At 72.6% G+C, this 25,086-nt stretch carries 19 protein-coding genes; 3 read left to right on the forward strand and 16 right to left on the reverse strand.

Features of this window, described 5'->3' with window-relative positions; genetic code table 11:
- The first annotated feature begins 33 nt into the window (after nucleotides 1–33).
- The gene (locus tag AB0I42_RS06215; protein ID WP_357534677.1) at nucleotides 34–981 is read left to right on the forward strand and encodes a hypothetical protein; all 948 of its coding nucleotides are present in this window, start codon (nucleotides 34–36) and stop codon (nucleotides 979–981) included.
- On the opposite strand, the gene AB0I42_RS06220 is transcribed toward AB0I42_RS06215, so the two are convergent.
- The gene (locus AB0I42_RS06220) at nucleotides 951–1,841 is read right to left on the reverse strand and encodes a DUF817 domain-containing protein (RefSeq protein WP_357534679.1); all 891 of its coding nucleotides are present in this window, start codon (nucleotides 1,839–1,841) and stop codon (nucleotides 951–953) included. The two genes, AB0I42_RS06215 and AB0I42_RS06220, sit on opposite strands and share 31 nt — an antisense overlap.
- Before the next feature lie 103 nt (nucleotides 1,842–1,944).
- Here AB0I42_RS06220 and AB0I42_RS06225 point away from each other — a divergent pair, with 103 nt between their 5' ends.
- Nucleotides 1,945–5,265, forward strand: coding sequence for a BTAD domain-containing putative transcriptional regulator (locus AB0I42_RS06225; RefSeq protein ID WP_357534681.1), 3,321 nt, complete (start codon nucleotides 1,945–1,947; stop codon nucleotides 5,263–5,265).
- On the opposite strand, the gene AB0I42_RS06230 is transcribed toward AB0I42_RS06225, so the two are convergent.
- Complete coding sequence (locus tag AB0I42_RS06230) at nucleotides 5,252–5,899, reverse strand: hemerythrin domain-containing protein (RefSeq protein WP_357534683.1); 648 nt, start codon at nucleotides 5,897–5,899, stop codon at nucleotides 5,252–5,254. The genes AB0I42_RS06225 and AB0I42_RS06230 overlap by 14 nt on opposite strands.
- Before the next feature lie 428 nt (nucleotides 5,900–6,327).
- Here AB0I42_RS06230 and AB0I42_RS06235 point away from each other — a divergent pair, with 428 nt between their 5' ends.
- On the forward strand, nucleotides 6,328–8,340 hold the full coding sequence (locus tag AB0I42_RS06235) for a peptidase M6 (RefSeq protein WP_357534684.1): 2,013 nt from the start codon (nucleotides 6,328–6,330) through the stop codon (nucleotides 8,338–8,340).
- Between the two features lie 62 nt (nucleotides 8,341–8,402).
- Here AB0I42_RS06235 and AB0I42_RS06240 read toward each other — a convergent pair whose 3' ends face one another.
- The 14 genes from AB0I42_RS06240 to AB0I42_RS06305 form a co-directional block, all read right to left on the reverse strand.
- The gene (locus tag AB0I42_RS06240) at nucleotides 8,403–9,617 is read right to left on the reverse strand and encodes an amidohydrolase family protein (RefSeq protein ID WP_357534686.1); all 1,215 of its coding nucleotides are present in this window, start codon (nucleotides 9,615–9,617) and stop codon (nucleotides 8,403–8,405) included.
- Between the two features lie 120 nt (nucleotides 9,618–9,737).
- Entirely contained in the window at nucleotides 9,738–10,412 is a 675-nt protein-coding gene (locus AB0I42_RS06245) for a GntR family transcriptional regulator (protein ID WP_357534687.1), read from the reverse strand.
- 76 nt (nucleotides 10,413–10,488) lie between these two features.
- The gene (locus AB0I42_RS06250; protein ID WP_357534689.1) at nucleotides 10,489–11,490 is read right to left on the reverse strand and encodes a 4-hydroxyproline epimerase; all 1,002 of its coding nucleotides are present in this window, start codon (nucleotides 11,488–11,490) and stop codon (nucleotides 10,489–10,491) included.
- Nucleotides 11,491–11,512: 22 nt separating this feature from the next.
- Nucleotides 11,513–12,403 (reverse strand): dihydrodipicolinate synthase family protein, encoded by an 891-nt coding sequence (locus AB0I42_RS06255; RefSeq protein WP_357534690.1) that lies wholly within the window; start codon nucleotides 12,401–12,403, stop codon nucleotides 11,513–11,515.
- 123 nt (nucleotides 12,404–12,526) lie between these two features.
- A complete protein-coding gene (locus tag AB0I42_RS06260; RefSeq protein WP_357534692.1) occupies nucleotides 12,527–13,993 on the reverse strand; it encodes an aldehyde dehydrogenase (NADP(+)) in 1,467 nt (488 codons plus the stop codon).
- A 120-nt stretch (nucleotides 13,994–14,113) separates the two neighbouring features.
- Nucleotides 14,114–15,511: an NAD(P)/FAD-dependent oxidoreductase gene (locus AB0I42_RS06265; RefSeq protein WP_357534693.1), complete on the reverse strand. Its 1,398-nt coding sequence runs from the start codon at nucleotides 15,509–15,511 to the stop codon at nucleotides 14,114–14,116.
- Nucleotides 15,492–15,764, reverse strand: a complete 273-nt coding sequence (locus AB0I42_RS06270) for a (2Fe-2S)-binding protein (protein ID WP_357534695.1) — start codon at nucleotides 15,762–15,764, stop codon at nucleotides 15,492–15,494. Before AB0I42_RS06270 ends, AB0I42_RS06265 begins: the two co-directional genes overlap by 20 nt.
- A 144-nt stretch (nucleotides 15,765–15,908) precedes the next feature.
- On the reverse strand, nucleotides 15,909–17,042 hold the full coding sequence (locus AB0I42_RS06275; protein WP_357534696.1) for an FAD-binding oxidoreductase: 1,134 nt from the start codon (nucleotides 17,040–17,042) through the stop codon (nucleotides 15,909–15,911).
- Nucleotides 17,042–19,195 (reverse strand): alpha-galactosidase, encoded by a 2,154-nt coding sequence (locus AB0I42_RS06280; protein WP_357534698.1) that lies wholly within the window; start codon nucleotides 19,193–19,195, stop codon nucleotides 17,042–17,044. The genes AB0I42_RS06275 and AB0I42_RS06280 overlap by 1 nt, the downstream gene beginning before the upstream one ends.
- Nucleotides 19,185–20,339, reverse strand: coding sequence for an oligopeptide/dipeptide ABC transporter ATP-binding protein (locus AB0I42_RS06285; RefSeq protein ID WP_357534700.1), 1,155 nt, complete (start codon nucleotides 20,337–20,339; stop codon nucleotides 19,185–19,187). Before AB0I42_RS06285 ends, AB0I42_RS06280 begins: the two co-directional genes overlap by 11 nt.
- Nucleotides 20,336–21,358 carry an ABC transporter ATP-binding protein gene (locus AB0I42_RS06290; protein WP_357534702.1) on the reverse strand — a complete coding sequence of 341 codons (1,023 nt, stop codon included), beginning with the start codon at nucleotides 21,356–21,358 and terminating at the stop codon, nucleotides 20,336–20,338. Before AB0I42_RS06290 ends, AB0I42_RS06285 begins: the two co-directional genes overlap by 4 nt.
- A gap of 4 nt (nucleotides 21,359–21,362) precedes the next feature.
- Nucleotides 21,363–22,307 (reverse strand): ABC transporter permease, encoded by a 945-nt coding sequence (locus tag AB0I42_RS06295; RefSeq protein WP_357534703.1) that lies wholly within the window; start codon nucleotides 22,305–22,307, stop codon nucleotides 21,363–21,365.
- Nucleotides 22,304–23,308, reverse strand: coding sequence for an ABC transporter permease (locus AB0I42_RS06300; protein WP_357534705.1), 1,005 nt, complete (start codon nucleotides 23,306–23,308; stop codon nucleotides 22,304–22,306). Before AB0I42_RS06300 ends, AB0I42_RS06295 begins: the two co-directional genes overlap by 4 nt.
- 6 nt (nucleotides 23,309–23,314) lie before the next feature.
- The gene (locus AB0I42_RS06305) at nucleotides 23,315–24,808 is read right to left on the reverse strand and encodes an ABC transporter substrate-binding protein (RefSeq protein WP_357534707.1); all 1,494 of its coding nucleotides are present in this window, start codon (nucleotides 24,806–24,808) and stop codon (nucleotides 23,315–23,317) included.
- Nucleotides 24,809–25,086: the final 278 nt, after the last annotated feature.

Genomic DNA, 25,086 nt, shown 5'->3' on the forward strand with positions numbered 1-25,086 from the left:
CCGGCGGCAGGGACGTGAGGCGGCGTGGTAGGCGTGACAGGACAGCGGCGGGAGTTGACGGCTGCCGGCCGCAGGGTGCACCGGCTGCTGGCCGCGCCGACCGTTGCGGGCCATGTCGCGCTGGCGTTGCGCCGGCCGTCGCGTCAGGTAGCGGTCAAGGCCTGGATCGTGGCGATGCGCCGCACGTTCGGGCGCGACGCGACCCACGGCCGGGCCGAGAAGTACGTACGGGAGGTGCTGCACAGCCCGGCGAGATCCTTCGCTTCCTTCCGGGCGCGACGGCGGCCCGGACCCGACACGCCGTCCCGACTCGTCGTGGCCGCCCTGGAGAACGGGGCGCCGGCCCTGTCCGCCTGGTCGGCGCTCGGCAGCGACCAGGGCTGGGCCGTCACGCTGCTGACCGGCCTCGCGCAGACCCGCTTCGCGGCCGGGGCCGGGTTGACGGAGCTGGTCCACGCCGCCGAACTGAGGGTCGACCGCGAACGCCGCATAGCGGGGCACGGATCGCGGTTGACGCCGGCCCCGGGCGTCCGGCCGGGTGCGCCGAGGACGGTTCTCGGCCAGGACCTCAGGGCCGGGGCGATGTTCGACCCGGCGCGCCCGGGAGACCTCCCGAAGGAACCGAGCGCCGAGGCCGCGGTGGCCTTCTGGAGAACGGCTGCCCTGGCCGCCCTGGACCGGCGGTTCGCACCGGACCCGCCGGCGGAAGCCGTCGCGGTCTTCGCCCGCCGGGTCGCCGTACTGGCGACGGACCCCCGGCTCGACGAGGCCACCGCGCTCGCCGTCGTACGGGCCGCGTTGGAAGGGCGGCCGGAGACACCCGCCGGGCTGAGCCCGGATCTGGTGCACCAGGCGATGGCGGTGGTGTTCGTCCAGGCGGTGGAGGATCTCGCCTGGTACGAGCGGGAGATCGACGACCTGCTGTGCGGCGTCGAGCGGGAGGTGGCGGGTCAGGGCTTCCGGTTGCTGCCGATGCCCTGAGACACGTCGGCCGGCCTTCGGTCACGACGCGCCGTGCCCGCCCCGGCCCGGCGCTGCGGGAAGATCCGCCCCCGGGCCGGGGCCGGGCGGTCGAAGTCGGAGCCGGCCTCACCCCGACTTCGCGCGTCCAGCCGCTTCAGCGACGCCACCAGCACGAAGCTGACGCTGACCAGCAGCGCCCACGAGCCGAACTTCGACAGGTGCACCATCCGCCAGATGTCGCCCTGGTCCGGGTACTGCCAGGCGCCGAGGAACGTGGCGGCGTTCTCGGCCAGCCACAGGAACAGGCCGATGAGGACGAACGAGACCGAGAGCGGCATCCGGTAGCGCACCGTGCCGACCCGGTACGACACCGTGGTCCGCCACGTCGTCGCGACCAGTGCGAGCGCGCCGAGCAGGCGCAGGTCGGGCAGCCAGTGGTGGGTGAAGAAGTTGGCGTAGACGCCGGCCGCCGCGATCGAGGTCGGCACCGGCCGGTAGCCGGTGAGCGCCAGGTCGAGCCGACGCCAGGCCTGGCACATGTAGCTGCCGACGGCCGCGTACATGAAGCCGCTGTAGAGCGGCACGCCACCGATCTTGGTGTAGGCGTCCTCCGGGTACGCCCACGAGCCGGCCCGGACCTTGAACAGTTCCAGGGCCAGCCCGACGAGGTGGAACACTCCGATGACCAGCACCTCGCGGGTCGTCTCGACGCGGGCCAGCCACAGTACGGCGGTCAGCAGCAGGCAACCGATCAGCAGCAGGTCGTACCGGGGGATCGGGGTGGTCCAGACCTCGGTGACGGCGAGCATCCCGAACAGCGCGACGGCGAAGACGCAGCTCAGCGCCTGTTGTATCCCGAACCGCACCAACTGTCGCATCCGTCGTCCTCCGATCCGACGCTCCCGGACACCGCTCCGCGGCTTCCTGTCGCCTCCTCGACAATCGAGATCATGGCATCTGCCGGCGACTATGCTGCGCCTCATGGTGCGGGTAGGAGTGCTCGGCCCGCTACACGTGACGGTCGGCGGGACGGCGGTGGATCCGGGAGGTCCCCGGCAACGGGCGGTGCTGGCCCGGCTGGTCCGGGCCGGCGGCCACGTCGTCTCCACCGACCGGCTCATCGACGACCTGTGGCGCGGTGAGCCGCCACCGAAGGCGCTCGCCGCGCTCCAGGTCTACGTGTCGCACCTGCGACGGCTGCTGGAGCCGGACCGGCCGCCGCGTACCCCGGCCGGCGTCCTGGTCAGCGTCGCCCCCGGGTACGCGCTGCGTCTCGAACCGGACGACGTCGACGCCTGGCGGTTCGAATCCCTGCTCGCCGACGCCGGCCAGGCCCGGGCCGAGCACCGGCCGGACCGGGTCGAGGAGCTGGTCGACGCCGCGCTCGGGCTGTGGACCGGACCGGCGTACGCCGAGTTCGTCGACGACCCGTGGGCGGCCGGCGAGGCGAACCGGCTCGACGAGTTGCGGGCCGGCGCGGTCGAGTTGCGCGCGCAGGCGGCGCTGGACCGGGGACGGCACCTGCAGGTCGTGCCGGCCCTCGACGCGCACGTCCAGGAGCACCCGCTGCGCGAGGAGGGGGTCCGGCTGCTGGCCCTGGCCCTGTACCGGGCGGGCCGGCAGGGCGACGCGCTCGGGCTGCTGCGCCGCACCCGGCAGCGGCTCGTCGACGAGTTGGGGGTGGACCCCGGCCCGGCGCTACGCGCCCTGGAGACCGACGTCCTGGCGCAGGCGCCGCATCTGGCCGGGCCGGCACCGGCCCTGCCGCCGGCCGAGCCGCCGGCCCGGGGCGGTGTGCCGGTCGGCCGTACGGTCGGGGAACTTGACGGGCGGGACGTCGAGTTGGCCGCGTTGCTGGCGGCCGGCGACCAGGCCGCCACCGGCGGGTTACGGGTCCGGTGGGTGGGCGGTGAGGCGGGGGCGGGCAAGACCGCGCTGGTCGAGGCGGTCGGTAGCCGGCTCCGTGACCGCGGCTGGCAGGTGGCCGTCGGGCGGTGTCCCGAGGTGGAGGGCGGCGCCCCGCCCGCGTGGGCGTGGAGCGAGGTGGTGCGGGGGCTGAGCCGGAGCCACCCGATCGGTGACCGGCTGGCCGACCGGCTGGCGCCGCTGCTGGGCGACGGCCCGCCGGGCGGTGGCCAGTTCTGGCTGGCCCGTGCCGTCGGCGCCTACCTGGCCGAGGTCGCGGCGAGGGGACCGCTGCTGGTGCTGCTCGACGACGTGCACCGGGCCGACTGCGAGACGCTGCAGGTGCTGCGGATGGTCGCCGCCGAGCAGACGACCGTTCCGATGCTGGTGGTCGGCACCTACCGGCCGGCGGAGTTCCACGCCGACCTCGATGCCACGCTGGCGGCGCTGGCCGGGCCCCGGTCCGACGTCCTGGACCTCGGCGGCCTGGACGAGGCGTCCGTCGGCCGGCTGCTGCGCCGGTACGTCGGTGCCGCCGTCGACCCGGAAACGGTACGGGCGGTGACCGAGCGCACCGGCGGCAACCCGTTGTTCGTCTGCGAGACCGCCCGGCTGATCGTCGCCGAGGGGCCGGCCGCCGCCGTGCAGGTGATCCCGTCGGGCATCCGTAACGTGCTGCGGCGGCGGATCTCGCGGCTGCCGGCGAGTGCGGTGACGGTGCTGCGCGGCGCGGCCGTGATCGGTCGGGACGTCGACGTGGACGTGTTGCTGGCGGCCGACCCGGCCGGTGAGGACACGGTGTTCGACGGCCTGGAGGCGGGCGTGCTGACCGGGTTGCTGGTCGAGCCGGCACCGGGCCGGGTGCGGTTCACGCACGCGTTGATCCGGGACGCGCTCTACGAGGACACGCCCCGGTTGCGGCGGACCCGGATGCACGGCCGGGTGCTGTCTACATTGGAGCAGCAGCGGCCGGATGACCTGGCCGCGCTCGCGTACCATGCGCTCGCCGCCGGGCCCACGGCGGTGGACCGGGCCGTCGGGTACGCCGCCGGGGCCGCCCGGCGGGCCGCCGGCATCAACGCCCACCTCGAGGCGGCGGAGCTGTGGGCCGGGGCACTGGCCGCGCTGGACCAGGTCGCCGACGCGGACCCGGCGACCCGGGTCGACCTGTTGTGCGGGTTGGCGTCCGCGCAGTCCCGGTGTGCCGACTCGCGGGGGGCCCGCGCCACCCGGCAGCGGGCGGTGGCGGCGGCGCGCCCACTGGCCGACCCCGTCGCCACCGCCCGGGCCCTGGTGGCCATGGACGCCCCGGTGACCTGGACGATCCGCGAGGCCCGCGCGGTCGACGTCGACCTCGTGGCCACGATCGAGCGGACCCTGGCGGCCCTGCCGGCCCGATTCGACGTGCTACGGAGCCGACTGTTGAGCGCCCTGGTCTTCGAGATCGAGGGCGACGACCCGGACCGGGCCGACCAGGCGTCGACGGAGGCCCTGCGGCTGGCGCGGGCGGTCGGCGACCTGGCGGCGCTGTGCGTCGCGCTGAACGCGCGGTACTTCGTCGACCTGGCGCCCCGCCGGTTCCACCGGCTGCCGGCGCTCGGTGCCGAACTGCTCGAGGTCGCCCGTGCCGCCGGCCTGCCCGGCTACGAGTCGCAGGCGCACCACATCCTGTTCCAGGTCGCGCTGGACAACTGTGAACTGGCCGTCGCCGGCCGGCACGTCGACCAGGCGATCCGCTCCTCCACCCTCGGCCAGCTCGGCCCGACGCTCGCCGTGATGTCGCTGTTCGACGCGCTGCGGGCGCTGGTCGCCGGCGCGTTCGACGAGGCCGAACGCGGCTTCACCGAGACCGCCGAACGGCTCGACCGGGCCGGCGTACCGAACGCCCTCGCGGTCGGCGTGGCGGCGCGGTATTTCACCCGGCTCGCCGCCGGCCGGGTCGAGCAGTCGCTGCCGGAGCTGGCGCCCCTGTACGCCCAAGTCCCCCAGTACACCCACGACCTGATGGCCGGCGCGCTGCTCGCCGCCGGTCGGCCCGCCGAGGCCCGCGCGGTGTGGCGTCCGGACCTGCCGGTACGCGAGGACTACTACTGGCTGCTCTGGACGGGGCTCCGGGCCCAGGTGGCGGTCGCCTTCGCGGACCAGGCCGTCGCCGACGACTGCTACACCGCGCTGCTGCCGTGGGCCGGCCGGCTGGCCGGGCTGTCCAGCGGCTCGGTCACCGGTGGGCCCGTCGACCACGCCCTCGGCGAGCTGGCGGTGCTGCTCGGCCGGCCGGAGCGGGCGGCCGAGCACTTCGCTGCGGCCGGTGAGCTGGCGACCCGGCTCGGCGCCGACCACTGGGCCGAGCAGGCCGCCACCGCCGCGGCCGCGATCGCCCCGCTCAGCCGAAGATGAGCCGTTCCCGGCGGCGGTAGCCGGGGCGCACCAGCGCGACCATGATCCGCAGACCCGGGCCGGCCATCCGGTACAGCTCGGCGAGTTCGTCCGGGGCCGCGAAGCGTTCCATCCGGGGCAGGTCGAACCGGATCTGGGAGCCCTTTCGGATCTGGTCCTCGACGGCGCGCCAGTCGGCGCCGGACACGTACCGGTCGATGATCGGGAAGATCGTCCGTTCCTCGTCCTCGATGTGCTCGTCGAGCAGGTCGCGCAGCGTGCCGAGCAGGGTGGCGAGCCGGCCGGCCGCCGGCCGGTCGCCCGGTGCCGCGGCCAGCGCCCGCGCCCCGGCCCGCACCTGGTCGAGCAGCGGGTCGAGGTGGGAGTGGTCGTCGGAGAGGGCGGTCAGGTCGACCTCGGCGCCGGCGCTGCGTTCCAGCACCGGCCACAGCAGCCGGTCCTCGTTGGCGTGGTGGTGGTGGATGCCGTCGCACAGCGTGTCGACGTATCCGGCGATGGCCCGCGCGCGGGCGGCGTCGCACGGGCTCGCGCCGCGGGCGATGCGTTCGACGGTGTCGGCGAGGCGGCGGGCGTCCCCGCGCATGGCGCGGTGGACGATCCGGAAGGCGACCAGGTTCGGGCGGTCGGCGGTCATGGGCTTGCTCCGGGTGTCGTACGGTCTCGGGTCACCCCTACGGTCCGGTGGCCGACTTAACCGGTGCTTGGCGCGGACTTGTGGACGGTGGCCCGGCCGGGTTCGTTCATCTGTCGGACGGTACGACCGTCGCGGTACGGCATTCGGTCGGTCGCCGGACGGTATCGAAGCGGATCTCGACAGAAGTTCTCCACGCGCGGGCGGGCTTTCGGCACTTGTCCGAAGACCTGCCGCTCGCCCGTTCCCTACCGTTCGTGATCGAAGCGGGCCTTCGGTGGCCCGCCGGTCGCGCCCCCGTACGGCCGACCCGTCGCCCGTACGACGGTCCGCCGGCCGAACAGCCGTTCCGGCGTCGACCCCCGCCGCCCGCGTTCGGTGTGTCCAGTATCAGGAAGGTGCTGTTGATGGCGAATAGAGCCAGAAGGCCGGTGTTCCGGCACAGGAAGGTGTTCACCGCGGTCGCCGCCGCGGCCGCGGCGGTCATGCTCGCGGGTCTCACCGCCGGGCCGGCGCAGGCCGACACGTCGGGCGGCGGGCCGTTCTCGGCGATCGACCCGCAGAACTGGCAGGACCAGGAAGACATGACCTGGGACGACTACCAGCCCGTCCCGGGCGTCGACTGGGGCGACCCGAACCGGCAGCCGACCCAGCGCAAGCTGAAGATCGCCCTGGTCGCCGTCGACTACGCCGACCAGCCGTTCGTCATCACCCAGCGGCGTGGCACCGACGCGTTCCGCAACCCGCAGGTCAACCCGGTGGCGCGCGAGGACGTTCCGCAGTTCTACACGGACTTCTGGGGCACCCCGAACGAGATCAACCGCGGGCACACCGTCAACAAGTACTGGATGGAGCAGACCGGTGGCCGGGTCGGCGTGGAGTTCACGCCGTTCGGGCCGTACCGGATGCCGCGCAACCAGTTCGAGTACGGCCTCAACGACATCGGCCAGAACCAGTCCGGTTGCCCGTCCGGCTTCACCTGCAACGGCCGGTTCGAGACCGACGCCGACACGCTGTGGCGCGCCGACGCCGGCCAGGACATCCGCTCGCAGTTCGACCTCGTCCTGCGCATCTACGCCGGCTACGACGAGACGTCGGTGTGGCAGGAGTTCGGCGAGATGATGTTCCAGAACAAGGAGGACGTCCCGGACGCCTGGGGCCCGCCGGACCCCAACCTGCCGAACTGGGTCGTCAGCCGCTACGTGCCGTGGACCTCGTGGAAGGCCGGCGCCCAGCAGTGGGGCTCGTCGAGCATGCGCCAGGGTGAGAGCTCCGGCACGATCACGCACGAGATCGCGCACACGTTCGGCATCGCCGACAACAACAACAACCCGTACGTCACGCCGTACCGGCGGGTCGGCTCGGGTCCGTGGGACCAGATGGACCGTGGTTCGTTCAACGGTCCGGGCGGCCCGCACGCCCGGTGGGTGGTGCCGGCGGCCCAGGGCGCGGCGATGCCGGCCGGGCAGACCCTGCGCAGCAAGCTGAAGCTGGGCCACATCGACGAGGACCAGGTCGTCCGGCTCTCCCGGGAGGCGCTGGCCACGACCGGTGTCGCGGTCATCGACGTCAAGGCCCGCACCGCGGTGCCCGGCGCGAAGGACGTCCAGGGCGTACGGATCAGCATGAACCGGGACAACACCCCGGCCTGTGACATGAACGCCGACCCGCTGTGCGCCGGCCAGTCGGTGTACGACCACTACACGCTGGAGACCATCCAGCGGATCGGTTCCGACTCGTTCACGCCGGACAACGGCGTCATGATCGCGAAGAACAAGACGGCCGAGAGCAACACCTGCGGCTACACCTGCTTCACCTGGGTGGTCGACGCCAACCCGCAGGACATCAACATGGTCGACTACTACAAGCCGGACGGCACGCCGGTCAAGCGGACGATCGCCGACTACCGGCAGCTCAACGACGCGCTGTTCAAGGCCGGCACCAACTCCGGCAGCGAGTACGAGTACGTCGACCAGGCCAACCGGCTGCACTTCTACGTCATCAACAAGAAGACGGACGCGGACGGCGTGCTGACGTACACCCTGGCGGTCCGCTCGCTCGACGGCGCCGGCAACAGCGTGCGCGGCGTGAAGGTCGGCAAGAACGCCACCGTCGCGGGCAACCCGACCAAGCGGGGCGCGACCTGCACCTTCGAGGTGACCAACACCGGCACGTACGTCGCCGGCGGCCAGGCGCACCCGGAGAACGTCGGCGCCTACCTGCAGTCGGACGTCTACCGGCTGTCGGCCCAGGTCATCGGCAAGGGCTGGCGGGTCGACATGCCGACCGAGGTCGTCACGGCGAAGTTCGGCAAGACGGTCAAGACCAAGGTCTGGGTGGGCGCCACCGACGCCGCGGTGTCGGCCGGCGTCGTGAAGCTCACCGCCACCTCGGAGAGCGACCCGACCAAGAAGGCGACGGCGAACTGCCGCGTCGAGAAGTAACCACCACCATCACCACGAAGGGCGCCCCCGGTTCCACCGGGGGCGCCCTTTCGTCGTCCGGTCTACAGCCCGCCGGCCATGACCTCGCCCGCGCGCATCACCAGGCGCACCGTCTCCGGGTGCGACAGCACGGCCGCGTCGGCGAGCGGGTCGCCGTCGACGACGATCAGGTCGGCGTCGAAGCCGGGCTCGACCAGCCCCACCCGGTCGGCGATGCCGAACAGGTCGGCGTTGACGACGGTGGCCGACCGGATGACGTCGATCGGCTCCTGCGCCTTGGCCCGGATGCCGAACTCCCGGCTCTGGTGCACCTGGGCCGGGCCGAGCAGGTCGGTGCCGAACCCGATCCGTACGCCGGCGTCGGCGGCCAGGTTGACCGCGTCGAGGCCGGCGTCGATGACGTCGACGACCTTGCGCCGCTGGTTCTCCGGCATGCCCAGCTCTTCACCGAGTTCGAAGATCTTCTCGTACGCGACCAGCGTCGGCACCAGGAACGTCCGGTGCTGCGCCATCAGGGCGGCGGTGTCGGCGTCGATGAGGTTGCCGTGCTCGATCGAGCGGACCCCGGCGCGTACGGCGCGGGCCACCGAGTCGGCCGTGTAGGCGTGGGCGAGCACGTACGCCCGCCGGGCCCGGGCCTCCTCGACGGCGGCGGCCATCTCCGCCTCGGTGTACTGCAGGGTCCAGATCTCGTCGGTCGGGGACGAGATGCCGCCGGACGCCATGATCTTGATGTGGTCGGCGCCGCGCTTGAGTTCGTCGCGGGCCGCCTTGCGGACCTCGTCGACGCCGTCGGCGATCCGGGAGAACGGGCTGTGGTGGTGACCGGGGCAGCCGATGTCCGACGGCCACTCGTCGCCGTGCCCGCCGGTCTGCGACAGCGCGCGGCCGGAGACGAACATGCGGGGGCCGCGGATCAGGCCGAGTTCGACCGCCCGGGCCAGGCCGCGGTCGCTGCCGCAGGGGTCCCGTACGGTGGTGAAGCCCCGGGCCAGCGCGTCCTCCAGGGCCCGCCGGGCGTACTGCGAGAGCAGCGTCATCGGCCAGTCGAGCAGCGAGCCGATGTGCATCGAGGCGATCATCGGGTGGAAGTGGGCGTCGAGGAGGCCGGGCATGACGACCCGGTCGCCGACGTCGATCGTCTCGGCGCCCTCGGCGGTGGCGTTCGGGCCGATCTCGGTGATCCGGCCGTCGGTGAGGACGACGCGGCTGCCGCTGCGGTAGTCGCCCGTGGTCACGTCGAGGACCCGGGCGTTGATCAGAACGGTGGACGCCATGCGGCATCCTTTCCCCGCGATCTTGCACTTGTCGCCCGACAAAGTGCGCAAAAGGGGGAGATAACTGCAAGATCGCGGAACGGAGAGGGGTGGGGGGAGAGGGGGAGAGGGGGTGGGGATTTAGGAGGGGCGGCCGGCCCACTCGCGGCGGACGCGGCCGATGTGCGTACGCATCAGGTCTTCCAGATCGCTGGCCTTGCCGGCCTGGATCAGGTCGCACATCTGCACGTGCTCGAGAGCGTTACGGACCAGTTGTCCGGCTTCGGCCAGGCTGGCCAGCCCGTAGAGGCGGCTCTGCGACCGCAGGTCCTCCACGATCCGGACCAGCCGGTGGTTGCCACCGGCGCCCAGCAGGCGCCGGTGGAACTCGTGGTCGGCCCCGATGTACCGGATCAGGTCGCCCTCGGCCGCCGCCGCGACGATGTCGCCGGCCAGTGACTGCAACGTCGTCAGCAACTCCGGGGTGATGTGCCCGCACGCCTCGCCGGCCGCCGGCGGCTCGAGCAGCTCCCGGATCCGGGTGATGTGGTCGAGGTCGGCCTCGGACACCGCCGTCACCTGGAAGCCCTTGTTGCGTACCGGATTGACCAGCCCCTGCTTGACGAGATCGAGCATGGCCTCGCGGACCGGGGTCGCCGAGACCCCGAACCGCTCGGCCAGGTCGGGCGCCGAATACAGCTCGCCCGGCTTCATCTCGCCCGACACGATCGCACCCCGAAGTGCGTCGGCCACTTTCTCGCGCAGGCTCATCCGCCGGGCGAAGGTCGGAAGAGTCAACTTTGAGGAGTCGGCCATCTGTGTCGTCTCTCGCTAGTCGTCGTGCGGCATGCGTGCCGGGCCGGAGAGCCCGCGGGACCGCTGGTTGCCAATCCTAGAGAAGGAAACCCTCCGGGAAGGGGTCCCTCGGGTCGAGGAAGTACTGCGCGGTTCCGGTGATCCAGGCCCGGCCGGTGACGGTGGGCAGGATCGCGGGACGGTCGGCCACCGTCGTCTCGCCGATGATCCGGCCGATGAACCGGCTTCCGATCAGCGACTGGTTGACGAACTCGTCGCCGGGCCCCAGTTCACCACGCGAGTGCAACTGTGCCATCCGGGCCGACGTGCCGGTGCCACAAGGCGACCGGTCGAACCAGCCCGGGTGGATCGCCATGGCGTGCCGGGAGTGCCGCGCGGTCGAACCGGCGGCGACCAGCTGCACGTGGTGGCAGACGTTGATCTCGGCGTTCTCCGGATGGACCGGCCGGTCCTGCTCGTTGATGGCATCCATGATGGCCAGTCCGGCGGTGAGCAGTTCCTGCTGCTGCGCCGGATCGACCTTCAGCCCCAACTGCTCGGCTTCCAGGATGGCGTAGAAGTTCCCGCCGTACGCCAGGTCGTAGGTCACCGTGCCGAAGCCCGGCACGGTGACCTGAGCGTCCAGGCGGTCGGTGTACGACGGCACGTTGCGGATCGTCACCGACTCGGCGACGCCGTCGGTGGTGGCGACCTCGGCCACGACGAGCCCGGCCGGGGTGTCGAGCCGGATCGTGGTGACCGGCTCGGTCACCTCCACCATGCCGGTCTCCACCAGAACGGTCGCCACCCCGATCGTGCCGTGCCCGCACATCGGCAGGCACCCGGAGACCTCGATGTAGAGCACGCCCCAGTCGGCGTCCGGCCGCGTCGGCGGCTGGAGGATCGCGCCGCTCATCGCCGAGTGCCCACGCGGCTCGAACATCAGCAGCTTCCTGATGTTGTCGGCGTTGGCCAGGAACCACTGGCGGCGCTCGAACATCGTCGCGCCGGGCAGGGTGCCCACGCCGCCGGTGATGACCCTGGTCGGCATCCCCTCGGTGTGGGAGTCCACCGCGTGGAACACCCGCTTCGACCGCATCGGAACCTCTTTCCCCGCCGTGTCAGGCGTACTTGGCGGCGGCCCGCTCGGTGAGCTCGCGGATCTCCGCCTCGTCGCGGGGCAGCAGCGGCTGGCGCGGCGGGCGGCACGGGCCACCGTACCGGCCGACGACGTCCATGGACAGCTTGATCGCCTGGACGAACTCGGTGTGGAAGTCCCACCGCAGCAACGCGTGCAGGTCGCGGTAGAGCGGCAGGGCCACCGACAGGTCGTGCCGCAGCGTCGCCTCGTACAGCTCGACGCAGGCGCGCGGGAAGGCGCTCGGGTAGCCGGAGACCCAGCCCTTGGCCCCGGCCAGCCCCACCTCGAGCACCGAGTCGTCGGAGCCGATCAGCACGTCGAGGCCGGGCGCCAGTTCGGTGATCTGGTAGGCCCGCCGGGCCTCGCCGGTGAACTCCTTGACGCCGACGATGAGGCCCTCGTTGTACAGCTCGGCGAGCAGTTCCGGCCGCAGGTCGATCTTCGTGTCGAGCGGGTTGTTGTACGCCGACACCGGCAGCCCGGCCTTGGCCACCTCGCGGTAGTGCTCGATGACCGCCCGGTCGTCGCCCCGGTAGGAGTTCGGCGGCAGCGCCATCACCACCTGCGCACCGGCCTCGGCGGCCTGCTCGGCCCAGGCGCGGGCCTCGCGGGCGCCGTACGCGCCGACGCCGGGCATGACGGTGAAGCCCTCCGGCGCGGCTTCGACCGCCACCTGGACCATCCGCGCCCGCTCCTCGTCGGTGAGGACCTGGTATTCACCCAGGGACCCGTTCGGGCACACCCCGTGGCAGCCGTTGTCGGCCAGCCATTTCACGTGCTCGGCGTAGCTGTCGTAGTCGACCGTCAGGTCGGCACGCAGCGGGGTCGGCGTCGCCACGAGGACGCCGTGCCAAGGCTTCCGGTCTTCCACGCTCGTCTCCTTCGGTGCAATGGTGTCATGGGCCGTCGGCCTCGTCGCCGACGCTCGTCGTACGGCGGGCCGGGCCCGCCCGGCGGCCGGTCGGCCCGGGTGGGCCGGCCGTGCCGTCGTGTCTCAAATGGTCAGTGTCCCGTCGATCCGGCGCGGGATGCCGGTCGGGTTTCCGTCGCGCAGCTCGGCCGGCAGGAGGTCCGCCGGCGCGTCCTGGTAGCTGACCGGCCGCAGCCAGCGCCGGATCGCGGTGGCACCGACCGAGGTGTGTCCACTCAGGGTGGTCGAGGGGTACGGTCCACCGTGGTGGGTCGCCCAGGCGACCGCGAGGCCGGTGGGGAAGCCGCCGAAGAGCAGCCGGCCGGCGCGGCGGCGCACCACGTCGTGCAGCCGGTCGCGCAGCGCCGCCTCGTCGGCGGTGACGTGCAGGGTGGCGGTCAGTTGCCCGTCGAGCCGGCGCAGCGCGTCGACCAGCTCGTCGACGTTGTCGTAGCCGATCACCAGGGCGGTGGGGCCGAAGCACTCCTCCAGCAGGTCCCCGGTGAGGTCGGCGGCGGCGACGGTGAACAGTGCCGGGCTGGCCTCGTCGGGGCCGGCGGTCGCGCCCTCGCCCAGCAGGGTCAGCCGGGCGTCGTCGCGGCGCCGGCCGGTCTCGCGGACGTACGCGTCCTTGATCGCGCTGTTGAGCGGGCGGCCGGGGCCGGTGGTGGCGATGGCGTCGGCGACCGCCGTGCGCAGCTTGTCGCCGTCCGGGCCGGCGGGCACGAAGAGCAGGCCCGGCTTGGTGCAGAGCTGGCCGAGGCTGCCGGTGACCGAGTTGACGTAGCCGGTGGCGATGCCGGTCGGGTCGGCGGCCGCGGCGCCGGGCGAGACGACCAGCGGGTTGAGGCTGCCGAGTTCGCCGTAGAAGGGGATCGGCCGGGGGCGGGCGGCGGCGAGGTCGGCCAGGGCCCGGCCACCGGCGATCGAGCCGGTGAAGCCGACCGCGGTGACGTCCGGGTGGTTCACCAGGTCGACGCCGGCCTGGTGGCCCTCGACGAGGCCGATCACCCCGGCGGGCAGCCCGGCCGACTCGACCGCGGCGCGGATGACCTCGTACGACCGGCGGCTGGTCTCCGGGTGCGACGGGTGGGCCTTGACCACGACCGGGCAGCCGGCGGCCAGGGCGGAGGCGGTGTCGCCGCCGGCGACGCTGAACGCGAACGGGAAGTTGCTGGCGCCGAAGACACCGACCGCTCCGAGCGGGATCAGCATCCGGCGCAGGTCGGGGCGGCGGCCCAGGGGGGTGTCACCGGCCGGGTCGATGGTCGCCTCGACGTACGAGCCCTCGCGCAGCACGGTGCCGAACAGCCGGAACTGGTAGGCGGCCCGTCCCACCTCGCCTTCGAGGCGGGCGGTGGCCAGGCCGGTCTCCCGCTCGGCGACGGGGACGAGGTCGGCCCGGGCGGCCTCGAGGCGGTCGGCGATCGCGTCGAGCACCTCGGCCCGGCCGGTGCGGCCGTGCCGTTCCCACGCCTCGAAGGCGTCGTCGGCGGCGCGGACGGTGCGGTCGACGTCAGGCATGGCGGTCCTCTCGGTGGTGCCGGCCAAGTGGGAGATTTCGGGCCGGGTCAGGATCAGTGCCTGACATTCGGCCCCAGTACGACATTACCATAATCGGTGACATGTAAAATGTCACTGAGGTCACTGACAGAAATTGCCTGGCCACGGTCAGGTTCCCGGCTCCTGGGACAGCAGACCCAACGTGATCGGTACGGCGACCGGCCGCTCCGCGGCCGAACCCGGATTGGCCGGCCGGCCGCACTGTGCCGCCACCAGGCACGCCGTCGCGTAACCGCAGACCCGGCCCTGGCACCAGCCCATCCCGGCCCGGCTCAGCAGCTTCGCCGACCGCGCGTCGGTGGCACCCAGCTCGTCGGTCGCCTCGCGCAACCGCCCCGCGGACACCTCCTCGCAGCGGCACACCAGCGTCTCGTCGGTCAGCCACTCCCGCCAGCCGTCGCGTACCGGATGGGTGTGGTGCATCGCGGCCGCGAACGCCCGCAGCCGGCTCCGCTGCCCGGCCAGCCGGCGCGGCACTCCGCCGTCGCCCGCCGCCCGGCCGGTCGCCTCCCCGGCCGCGGCCCGGCCGGCGACGGCACCCTCGACGGTGGCCAGCGCGGCCCCGCCGACCCCGCACGCCTCCCCGGCGACGTACACACCGGGCACCGACGACCGCTGCGCCGCGTCGACCTCCACCACCACCGACCCGTCGACGTCGACCCGGGTGGCACACCCGACCGCCAACGGCAGCTCCAGTTGCGGCGTGAAGCCCCAGCCGACCGCGACCGCGTCACAGTCGACCCGCCGCTGCGAACCGGCGACCACCCGCCAGTCCCGGTCGAGGCGGGCCACGGTCACCGCCGTCACCCGGTCCGTGCCGTGCGCCGCGACGATCGCGTGCCGCGACCGGTACGGCACCCGGTACCGGGCCAGGGCCGCCGTGTAACCCGCCCCCTCGGTCAGCTTGCCGGCCACCGGCAGCACCGCCGGAAGCCGGCGCACCCAGCCCAGCGGCGAGTTCGCCTCGAACACCCCGGCGACCTTCGCACCGCGTGCCGCCAGCCCCGACGCCACCGGAAGCAGGAACGGCCCGGTCCCGCCCACCACGACCCGCCGGCCGGCGAGGACCTGGTTGCCCTTGAGCAGCGCCTGCGCCCCGCCCGCCGTGTAGACGCCGGGCAGGTCCCAGCCGGGAAACGGCAACTGCCGGTCGTACGCGCCCGGGGCCAGGACCAGCGTCGCCGCCGCGATCTCGACCTCGGTGCCGGCCGCCACCGCCCGTACGACGAAACCGGCGGCCACCTTCTCGATCGTCCACACCTGATGGCCGAAGAAGGTGGTCGCCGCGTCGGTCGCCCGCACCTGGGCCCGGAACGTCCGCAGCCCGTGGTGCAGGTCGGCGACCGCGTCGAGGTCGCCGGCCGGATGCCGCCAGTACTGCCCACCCGGCTGCCCGGCCCCGTCGACCAGGGCGACCCGGGCCCCGGCGGCGACCGCCGCCGTCACCGCGGCCAGCCCGCCCGGGCCGGCCCCGACGACCGCGATGTCAAACCGCGAGCTGGTCACGGCCACCACCCTCCTGGGTACGGACCGCCATCCCCGGCTGCGCCGGGACCAGACAGGCCCGCTGGTTCGGTACGCCGTCGATGGTGATCAGGCAGTCGAAACAGACCCCGATGCCGCAGAAGACGCCCCGGGGACGGCCCTCGACCCGGGTGGTGCGCCAGGACCGGATTCCGGCCCCGACCAGGGCGGCACCGACGGTCTGCCCGGCGGTGAAACCGACCCGCCGGTCGTCAAAGGAAAACTCCTCGGTCACGCGGCACCTCGCTTCGCTCGGCGGCCGCATGACTGCGGGCTGAGCCGGTCGATTCCCTCGCGTTGCTCGGTCATGCGGCACCTCGCTTCGCTCGGCGGCCGCATGACTGCGGGCTGAGCCGGTCGATTCCCTCGCGTTGCTCGGTCATGCGAACCGCTCCGGTCGGAAGGGGGCCAGGTCGAGTTCGGTGTCCCGGCCGGTCAGCACCTGCGACAGCAGCAGCCCGGTCGCCGCGGACAGGCCGATGCCGGCCCCCTCGTGGCCACAGGCGTGCAGCAGCCCCGGCGCCCGCGGGTCCGGGCCGATGACCGGCAGGTGGTCGGGGCAGTACGGCCGGAAACCGCGGTAGGCCCGCATCACCGACACCCCGGCCAGCACCGGGAACAGCCCGATCGCCTTCGCGGCCACCGCCCGCAGGGCCGGCACCGACAGGGTGCGGTCGTACCCGACCCGTTCCCGGCTCGACCCGATCAGCACCGGCCCGGCCGGCGTCCCCTCGACCACCGGCGACGTCTGGAGATCGGCGTCGCCGCTGGCGACGTCGGAGACGTACTCGGCGGCGTAGACCTTGTGCCGCACGATGCGCGGCAGCGGCTCGGTCACCAGGATGAAGCCGCGCCGGGGCAGCACCGGCAGGTCGATCCCGGCCAGCCGGGCGATCTCGCCGCCCCAGGTGCCGGCCGCGTTGATCACGGCGCCGGCGGCGAGGTCGCCGTCGCCGGTGCGTACGCCGGTCACCCGGTCGCCGTCGCGCAGCAGGCCGCGCACCTCGACCCCGGACCGCAGTCGCGCGCCCTCGGCCCGCGCGGCGCGCAGCAGCCGGGCGGCGGCCAGCGCCGGCTGGACCTGGGCGTCCTGCGGGTAGTACGCGCCACCGGCCAGCGCCGGGTTCAGGTGCGGCTCGTAGTCGGACAGCCCGTCCGGCCCGATCATCGTGACCTCGACGCCGGCGCCGCGCTGGTCGTCGGCGAGCGTCCCCAACTGGTCCAGGGTCTCCGCCGCCGACGCGACGACCACGCCGCCCTTCGGCTCGTACTCGAAGCCGCCGACCTGTTCGCCCAGGTCGCGCCAGAGGCCGGAGGAGAGCTGGGCGAGCCGCAACTCCGCGCCGGGCGGCTTGTCCGAGACCAGGATGTTGCCCTCGCCGGCCCCGGTCGTGCCGCCGGCGACCGGGCCCCGGTCGACGACGGTGACCCGCAGCCCGGCCCTGGTGGCGTACCAGGCGCAGGCGGCGCCGACCACGCCGGCGCCGATCACCAGCACGTCAGGGGCGGTCATCACACACCTCCGTCGGCGGCCGGCCCGACCGCGTCCAGCCGGACCAGCAGGGCCTGCTCGGGGGCGAGCACCGGTGGGTGCAGCCCGACCGTGCCGAGCACCCGCCCGCCGACCTCGACCGGGCCGGAGCCGTACCACGCCGGGTCGATCCGGCCGGTGGTCGCCGGCCGGCCGAACTCGGACAGGACGGTGACCCGGTAGACCCGGTCGGGGTCCAGGCCGGGCATCCGCCACGGTGCCGGTACGGCGTCGACCGACGTGGCGAGCTGCACGTAGGCGAAGACGGCGGTGGCCCGGTCCGGGGCGACGACGCCGTGCACCCAGGCGGCCGGGTCGGGGTGGTCGGCGCGGACGACGGTGCCGCCGTGCAGCACCGGCCGCAGGTCCTTGTAGCCGGCGATCGCGGTCCGCAGCGCGGCCCGTTCGTCGGCCGTCGCGGTCGTGACGTCCCACTCCAGGCCGAAGTGCCCGAAGACGGCGGTCGCCACCCGGAACGACAGGTCGTGGGTACGGGCGGTGGTGTGCGAGCGCGGCGGGCCGACGTGCGCGCCGACCAGTTCGGGCGGCACGAACAGGCCGGTCCAGCGCTGGATCGCCTGCCGCTCCAGGGCGTCGTTGCAGTCGCTGGCCCACACCCGGGCGGTGTGCTCCAGGACCTCCAGGTCGATCCGGGCGCCGCCGGACGAGCAGCTCTCGATCTCCACGTGCGGGTGCCGGCGGCGTAGTTCGGCCAGCAGCCGGTAGACCGCGCGGGTCTGCTCGCGTACGGCGGCCCGGCCGTGGTGGCCGGCGTCGACCAGGTCCCGGTTGTGGTCCCACTTCAGGTACGCGATCCGGTACGCGCGCAGCAGGTCGTCGAGCCGTTCCAGCAGGTACGCGTACGCGTCCGGGTGGGACACGTCGAGCACCTGCTGGCGGCGGCCGGGCGGCGGCAGCACCCCGTCGGCGGGGCGCAGCACCCACTCCGGGTGGGCCCGGAAGAGCGCCGAGTCGGGGTTGACCATCTCCGGTTCGACCCACAGGCCGAACTCCATGCCGAGGCCGGTGACGTGGTCGATGAGCGGGTGCAGGCCGTCCGGCCACACGTCCGGGTCGACGTACCAGTCACCGAGGCCGGCACTGGAGGTGCGGCGGCCGGTGAACCAGCCGTCGTCGAGCACGAACCGTTCCACGCCCAGGTCGGCGGCCACGTCGGCGAGGCCGCGCAGCCGGTCGGCGTCGTGGTCGAAGTAGACCGCCTCCCAGGTGTTGAGCACCACCGGGCGCGGGGTGTCCGGATGCCCCGGCCGGGACCGCAGCCAGCCGTGGAAGGCGGCCCCGATCCCGTCCAGGCCGGCGCCGCTGTACGCCGCGTACAGCCACGGCGACTCGTACGACTCCCCGGGTGCGAGGATCACCTCGCCGCTGAGCAGCAGTTCACCGCCGCCCAGCGTGGACCGCCGCTCGGGCAGCCGCTGGGCGTACGTCACGTGGTTGCCGCTCCAGGCCACGTGCACCGCCCACACCTCGCCGTGCCGGTGGCCGAAGCCGCGGGTGCCGGCGACCAGCCCGATCGTGGCGTCGTGTCCGGTCCGGCCGCGCCGGTTCTCCCGTACCCAGGTACCGTGGTCGAACGCCCGGCGCTGCGGGTGGCGTTCGCGGGCCCAGCGTCCGGTGAAGTCGAGCAGTTCGTCGGCGTGCGCCGGCACCGGCACCGCCACCTCGAGCGCGTCCACCGTGTACGGCGTGCCGCCGGTGTTGGTGACGGTGTGCCGGAGCCGGGCCAGGCCGGACGGGGCCAGCTCGACGTGCGTGACGAGTTCGAGCCCGGTGCGTTCGTCCAGCGCGGTGAAGGTGGCGGCGTCCGCCGTCACGCTCGTCGCGGTCAGCGTGAACGCCGACGACCAGGCGGTGCCGGCCCGGTGGCCGCGCAGCCCGGGCCGGCCCATGTGGCCGGTGCCGGCCTCGGGCAGGACCGCCACCGGCACCGTCGGGTCCGGGGTGTTGATCGCCGACGGCTCGTCGGGTCGCCGGGCGACGTACGCCGCGTCGGCGTCGCCGAGTTCCGGTCCCCAGTGCCTGATCTCCGGCAGTCCGGGGCCGGTCGCGTCGATGACGAGACTGACCCCGGGGCGGCGCAGATGGACGGTGCCGGATGTGTGCTCAGAGGGCATTCGGTCGTATCCCGCCTTGCACGCCCGCTGCGCGGTCCGGACCTCCCTTGGCCAGGTTGGCGGCCTCCACCGGCTCCTCGATCTCGTCCGGCTGCTCGGCGACCTTGACCGGCGCCGGGTCGGCGGCGGCGCCGTCGGTCCGCGGCTGGATCCGGCCGGCCTCGATGTCCTCGGCGAAGTGGCAGGCGACCTTGTGCCCGGAGGCGAGCTCGCGCAGCACCGGCCGCTCGTCGTCGCAGCGGCTGGCCTGCCGCCACGGGCACCGGGTGTGGAAGCGGCAGCCGCTGGGCGGGTTGGCCGGCGACGGCAGGTCGCCGTGCAGCAGGATGCGCTTGCGGGCCACCTCGACCGACGGGTCCGGCACCGGGACGGCGCTCATCAGCGACCGGGTGTACGGGTGCATGGGCGTACGGTAGAGGGTCTCCGACGACGCCTGCTCGATGATCGTGCCCAGGTACATGACGGCGACGGTGTCGCTGATGTGCCGGACCACCGCCAGGTCGTGCGCGATGACCAGGTAGGTCAGCGAGAACCGCTCCTGCAGTTCCTTGAGCAGGTTGATCACCTGGGCCTGGATCGACACGTCGAGCGCGGAGACCGGCTCGTCGGCGATGACCAGCTGCGGGTTCAGCACCAGGGCGCGGGCGATGCCGAGCCGCTGCCGCTGGCCGCCGGAGAACTCGTGCGGGTAGCGGTTGACCACCGACGACGGCAGGCCGACGACGTCGAGCAGTTCGCGGATCCGCTTGGCGTGCCCGGCCGCGCCGCCGGGCATCTTGTGCGCCCGCAGCGGTTCGGTGAGCAGCGACTCGACGTTCTGCCGCGGGTTGAGGCTGGCCATCGGGTCCTGGAAGACCATCTGGAAGGTGCGCCGCAGCGACCGCAGCGGCCGTTCCTTCAGCGCCAGCAGGTCCTGGCCGTCGAGGGTGACCGAGCCGCTGGTCGGCTCGGTCAGCCGCATGATGGCCCGGCCGAGCGTGGACTTGCCGCAGCCGGACTCGCCGACCAGGCCGAACGTCTTTCCGGCGTCGACGTCGAGGTCGACGCCGTCGACGGCCTTGACCGCGCCGGTGGTCCGCTGGAAGAGCGTGCCCGCCTTGATCGGGAAGTGCACCTTGAGGTCGCGTACCTCGAGCAGGCTCACCGGACACCGCCTTTCGCCTTGCTGACGCTGGTGGAGGAGGCCGCGACGTTGACCGGCCGGATGCAGCGGGCCCGGTGCGGCGAGGTCACCGACACGTCGGTCACCGCGGGCGGGCCGGCCAGGCAGGCGTCGACCGCCCGGTCGCAGCGGGGTTGGAACGCGCAGCCGCGGTCCCAGGGAACCAGGTCGCGTACCGAGCCGCGGATGGTGTGCAGGGCGGCGCCGCGGTCGTCGTCCATGCGGGGGATGGAGCGCAGCAGGCCGTCGGTGTACGGGTGCGACGGCCGCCCGAAGAGGTTGGTGGCGGTCGCCGACTCGACGACCCGGCCGGCGTACATGACGTGCACCTCGTCGCACAGGCCGGCGACGACGCCCAGGTCGTGCGTGATCATGATCAGGCCGCAGCCGCTCTCGCTGACCAGGTCGCGCAGCAGGTCGAGGATCTGCGCCTGGATGGTCACGTCGAGGGCGGTGGTCGGCTCGTCGGCGATCAGCAGCCTGGGCCGGCAGGCGATCGCGATGGCGATCATGACGCGCTGCCGCATGCCGCCGGACAACTGGTGCGGGTACTCGCCGAGACGGCGGACCGGATCGGGGATGCCGACCCGGCGCAGCAGCGACTCGGCCTCGCGGCGGGCGTCCACCTTGGACGCCTGCGAGTGCCGGGTGATCACCTCGGTGAGCTGGCGGCCCACGGTGATCACCGGGTTCAGGGACGTCATCGGGTCCTGGAAGATCATCGCGACCTCGCTGCCCCGTACGTCGCGCATCTGGCGCGGCGTGAGGGCGGTCAGGTCCCGGTCGCCGAGGCGTACCTGGCCGGTGACCTTGACGCCGCGGCGGGGGAGGAGGCCCATGATCGCCAGCGAGGTCACCGACTTGCCGGAGCCGGACTCGCCGACGATGCCGACCGACTGGCCGGCCGCCACGTCGAGGGTGAGCCCGTCGACGGCCCGCACCGGTGGGTGACCGGACCGCTGGAACGTCACGGTCAGGTCGCGTACCTGGAGGAAACTCATCGGGTCACCGCCGCATCTTCGGGTCGAGGGCTTCCCGCAGCGACTCGCCGACCAGGGTGAAGCCGAGCGCGGCCAGGACGATCGCCAGGCCGGGGTAGAACGCCAGCATCGGGGCGGCGGCGAGGGTGCTCTGCGCGTCGTTGAGCATCCGGCCCCACTCGGGGGTGGACGGGTCGCTGCCGGACAGGCCGAGGAACGCCAGGCCGGCCGCCTCCACGATCGCCAGGGCCAGGGTCAGGGTGCCCTGGACCAGGATCGGGGTGAACGAGTTCGGCAGCACGTGCCGGAAGACGATGCCCGCCCGGGAGATGCCCAGCGACTTCGCCGCCAGCACGTAGTCGGCGGTGCGTTGGCCGAGCATCTCGCCGCGCAACAGACGGGCGAAGATCGGGACGTTGACCACCGCGATGGCGATCATCACCGAGGTCAGGCTCTGGCCGAGCATCGCGGCGACCGCGATGGCGAACAGCAGGCCCGGTACGGAGAGCATGATGTCGACGAACCGCATGACGACCGTGTCGACCCAGCCGCCGAACGCGCCGGCCAGCAGGCCCAGGAAGACACCGGCGGTGGCGCCGAGGGTCAGCGACACCACACCGATCAGCAGCGACTGCCGGGCGCCGTGGACGAGCCGGGAGAACACGTCACGGCCGAGCGGGTCGATGCCCAGCCAGTGTTCGGCCGACGGTCCGGGGTAGACGCCGGGGCGGACCTCGGACAGCCAGGAGTTGTCCTTCGGCGAGTACGGGGCGATCCAGGGCGCCAGGATCGCGACCGTCACGAAGATCGCGATCAGGACCAGGCCGACGATCGCCATCGGGTTGCGGAAGAACCGGCGGGCGGCCTCGCCGCGCAGGCCCCGGGCCGGCGGGCGGGAGTCGGACTTGTCCGACCCAAGCTTCTCCGGCGCCTGTCCGGCGGGGACGGCACCGGCCTCGGTAACACTCATGAAACCCTCACCCGCGGATCGAGCAGGCCGTACACCAGGTCGACGATCATGTTGACCACGACGTAGATGACGGCGATGACCAGGATGAATCCCTGAATGGTCGGGAAGTCACGTTCGACGATGCCGTCGGCCATGAACTTGCCGACGCCGGCGAACGCGAACACCGTCTCGGTCAGCACCGCGCCGGCGAGCAGCACACCCAGTTGCAGACCGATGACCGTGGTCACCGGCAGCATCGAGTTGCGCAGTACGTGGCGGCGGGTGATCGTGCCGGCGAGCAGGCCCTTGGCCTCGGCGGTGCGTACGTAGTCCTCGTTGAGGACGTTGAGCACCGAGGCGCGGGTCATCCGGACGATCACCGCGAGCGGGATCGACGCCAGTGCCAGGGCCGGCAGGATCAGGTGTGTGATCGCGTCCCAGCTGGCGCCGAGGTCACCGGTGATTATCCCGTCCAGGACGTAGAAGCCGGTGGGATGCTCGGTCCGGGCCCGGGCGTCGGCCCGGCCGGCGGTCGGCAGCCAGCCGAGCTGCACCGCGAAGACGAACTTGAGCAGGTAGGCGAGAAAGAAGATCGGTACGGTCACGCCCAGCAGCGACCCGGAGACGACCAGGTGGTCGACCCAGGTGCCGTGCCGGCGGGCGGCCAGGTAGCCGAGCGGGATGCCGATCGCGACCGCGATCAGCAGCGCGCAGAGGGCGAGTTCGATCGTCGCCGGGAACCGGCGCATCATCTCGTCGACGACCGGCTGGCCGGTCTGGAGTGACGCGCCGAAGTCGAGCCGGACCGCCCGCCACAGGAACTGCAGGTACTGCTCCCACAGCGGGCGGTCCAGGCCGAGCTGCACCTCGATGTCCCGGACTGCCTCCGGCGTCGCCCGTTGCCCGAGCAGAGCCTGAGCGGGACCACCCGGCAGGGCGCGTACCCACGCGAACAGCAGGATCGAGAGCCCGAGCAGGATCGGGACGAGTTGGATCAGTCGTCGGAAGACGAAGCGCAGCACGTCGGTTCAGCTCCCGAGGTCGATGAGCTTGAAGTACTCCAGGCTCACGGGAGACGGGGTGTAGCCGGTGACGTCCTTGGCCAGGGCGAGCAGCGGCTGGTTGTGCACGAACGGCACACCGGGGATGTACTCGAACAGGAGCTGGTTGACTTCCTCGTACAGCGCCTGGCGGGCGGCCTGGTCGGTCTCGGCCAGCGCCTGGTTGAGCTTGCCCTGGATGTTCGGCTCGTTCAGGGCGAACTGCGGGTTGTTCTCGCGGAAGAAGGTACCCACGAAGTTGTCCGGGTCGGCGTAGTCACCGCTCCAGCCCAGCAGGAAGAGCTGGCCCAGGTTGTCGCTCTGGATGTTCTGCAGGTAGTCCGGGGTCCACGGCACCGTCTTGGGGACGATGGTGAAGCCCACCTTCTCCAGGTCGGCGGCGAAGGACTCGTAGACCGCCTGCGGGTTCGGCATGTACGGCCGGGAAACGTTGGCCGGGTACCAGAACTCCAGCGTCAGGTTGGTCTCGCCGGACTCGGCGATGAGCTGCTTCGCCTTCTCCTCGCTGTACTCGTAGCCGGTGATGGAGCTGTTGTAGCCCCACTGCGACGGCGGCAGGAACTGGTTGGCCACCTCGGCGCCCTGCGGGTACTGGGCGTCCAGCAGACCCTGGCGGTTGAGAGCGTGCGCGATCGCCTGCCGGATCTTCTGGTTCTTCAGCAGCGGGATGTTGTTGTTGAAGCCGACGTAACCGACGTTGAACGCCGGCCGGGAGACGACCTGGGCGGCCGATTCCACGGCGGCGACGTCGGCGGCCGCGACACCCTCGTACGCGTCGATCTCACCGGCCTGGAGGGCCTGGAGACGGGCGGTGGCGTCGGCGATCGGCCGGAAGATGATCTCGTCCAGCTTCGGCCGGCCCTCGTGGTACTCCTCGTTCGCCTCGAGGACGAGGCGGTCGCCCCGCTCCCAGCTCACGAACTTGAACGGGCCGGTGCCGGCGACGGTCGTGGAGCCGAAGCCGCCGCTGTAGGAGATCGAGTCACCCTGGACGGTGACGTCGGTGCCACCGTCGGTGATCGCCTTCGGGCTGGCGATCGAGAAGGCGGGCAGGACCAGGCCGGCGAGCAGCGCCGACGACGGCTGGGCCAGGTTCAGCGTGACCGTCGTGTCGTTGGTGGCCTCGCAGGACTTGTACCGGCTGGTCTCCGGGACCGAGTCGTTGTCCTTGGTGGCGAAGCCACCGAAGATCGTCTGCCAGTAGTACGAGATGTCGCCGTTCTGCTGGGCGCCCTTGAAGTTGTACCAGCGGTCGAAGTTGAAGCAGACCGCCGCCGCGTTGAACGCCTCGCCGTCGTGGAACTTGACGTTCGGCTTCAGGTTGAAGGTGTAGGCGAGGCCGTCGTCGCTGATCGTCCACTCGGTGGCCAGCGAGGGGACGACCTCGGTGCCGCCCGGCTCGAGGGCGACCAGGGTCTCGTAGATCTGGAAGATCGCCCGGAAGGACTCACCGTCGGACACGTAGGCCGCGTCGAGGGTCTTGGGGTCGTCCGATGCACCGAAGATGAAGGTCTTACGGTCACCGTCGCGATCGGAGCTGTCGCCCGAGCCGCTGCAACCCGCGATGAGGGCAGCAGTAGCCGTCAGAGCGACAACCGGGCGTAGTTTGCCGGTTATACGCATTCCGTTCTCCTTGGTTGTCCCAGCGTTGGGGGCGCGCCGCGGTCCGGTCGGGCGCCACCCCGCCCCGTGTCGACGCTCGCCGGTCGGTCGCCCTGGTTAAGGCGCCGGTAGCCGGT

It is taken from the genome of Polymorphospora sp. NPDC050346 (assembly GCF_040655695.1).
In the GTDB taxonomy this organism is placed as follows: Bacteria; Actinomycetota; Actinomycetes; order Mycobacteriales; family Micromonosporaceae; genus Polymorphospora; species Polymorphospora lycopeni.

Coding starts and splice junctions, on each gene's coding strand:
- AB0I42_RS06290 (WP_357534702.1), bottom strand. CDS start 21,358: ATGAGTTTCCTCCAGGTACGCGACCTGACCGTGACGTTCCAGCGGTCC.
- AB0I42_RS06225 (WP_357534681.1), top strand. CDS start 1,945: ATGGTGCGGGTAGGAGTGCTCGGCCCGCTACACGTGACGGTCGGCGGG.
- AB0I42_RS06280 (WP_357534698.1), bottom strand. CDS start 19,195: ATGCCCTCTGAGCACACATCCGGCACCGTCCATCTGCGCCGCCCCGGG.
- AB0I42_RS06245 (WP_357534687.1), bottom strand. CDS start 10,412: ATGGCCGACTCCTCAAAGTTGACTCTTCCGACCTTCGCCCGGCGGATG.
- AB0I42_RS06295 (WP_357534703.1), bottom strand. CDS start 22,307: ATGAGTGTTACCGAGGCCGGTGCCGTCCCCGCCGGACAGGCGCCGGAG.
- AB0I42_RS06220 (WP_357534679.1), bottom strand. CDS start 1,841: ATGCGACAGTTGGTGCGGTTCGGGATACAACAGGCGCTGAGCTGCGTC.
- AB0I42_RS06240 (WP_357534686.1), bottom strand. CDS start 9,617: ATGGCGTCCACCGTTCTGATCAACGCCCGGGTCCTCGACGTGACCACG.
- AB0I42_RS06250 (WP_357534689.1), bottom strand. CDS start 11,490: ATGCGGTCGAAGCGGGTGTTCCACGCGGTGGACTCCCACACCGAGGGG.
- AB0I42_RS06230 (WP_357534683.1), bottom strand. CDS start 5,899: ATGACCGCCGACCGCCCGAACCTGGTCGCCTTCCGGATCGTCCACCGC.
- AB0I42_RS06275 (WP_357534696.1), bottom strand. CDS start 17,042: ATGACCGCCCCTGACGTGCTGGTGATCGGCGCCGGCGTGGTCGGCGCC.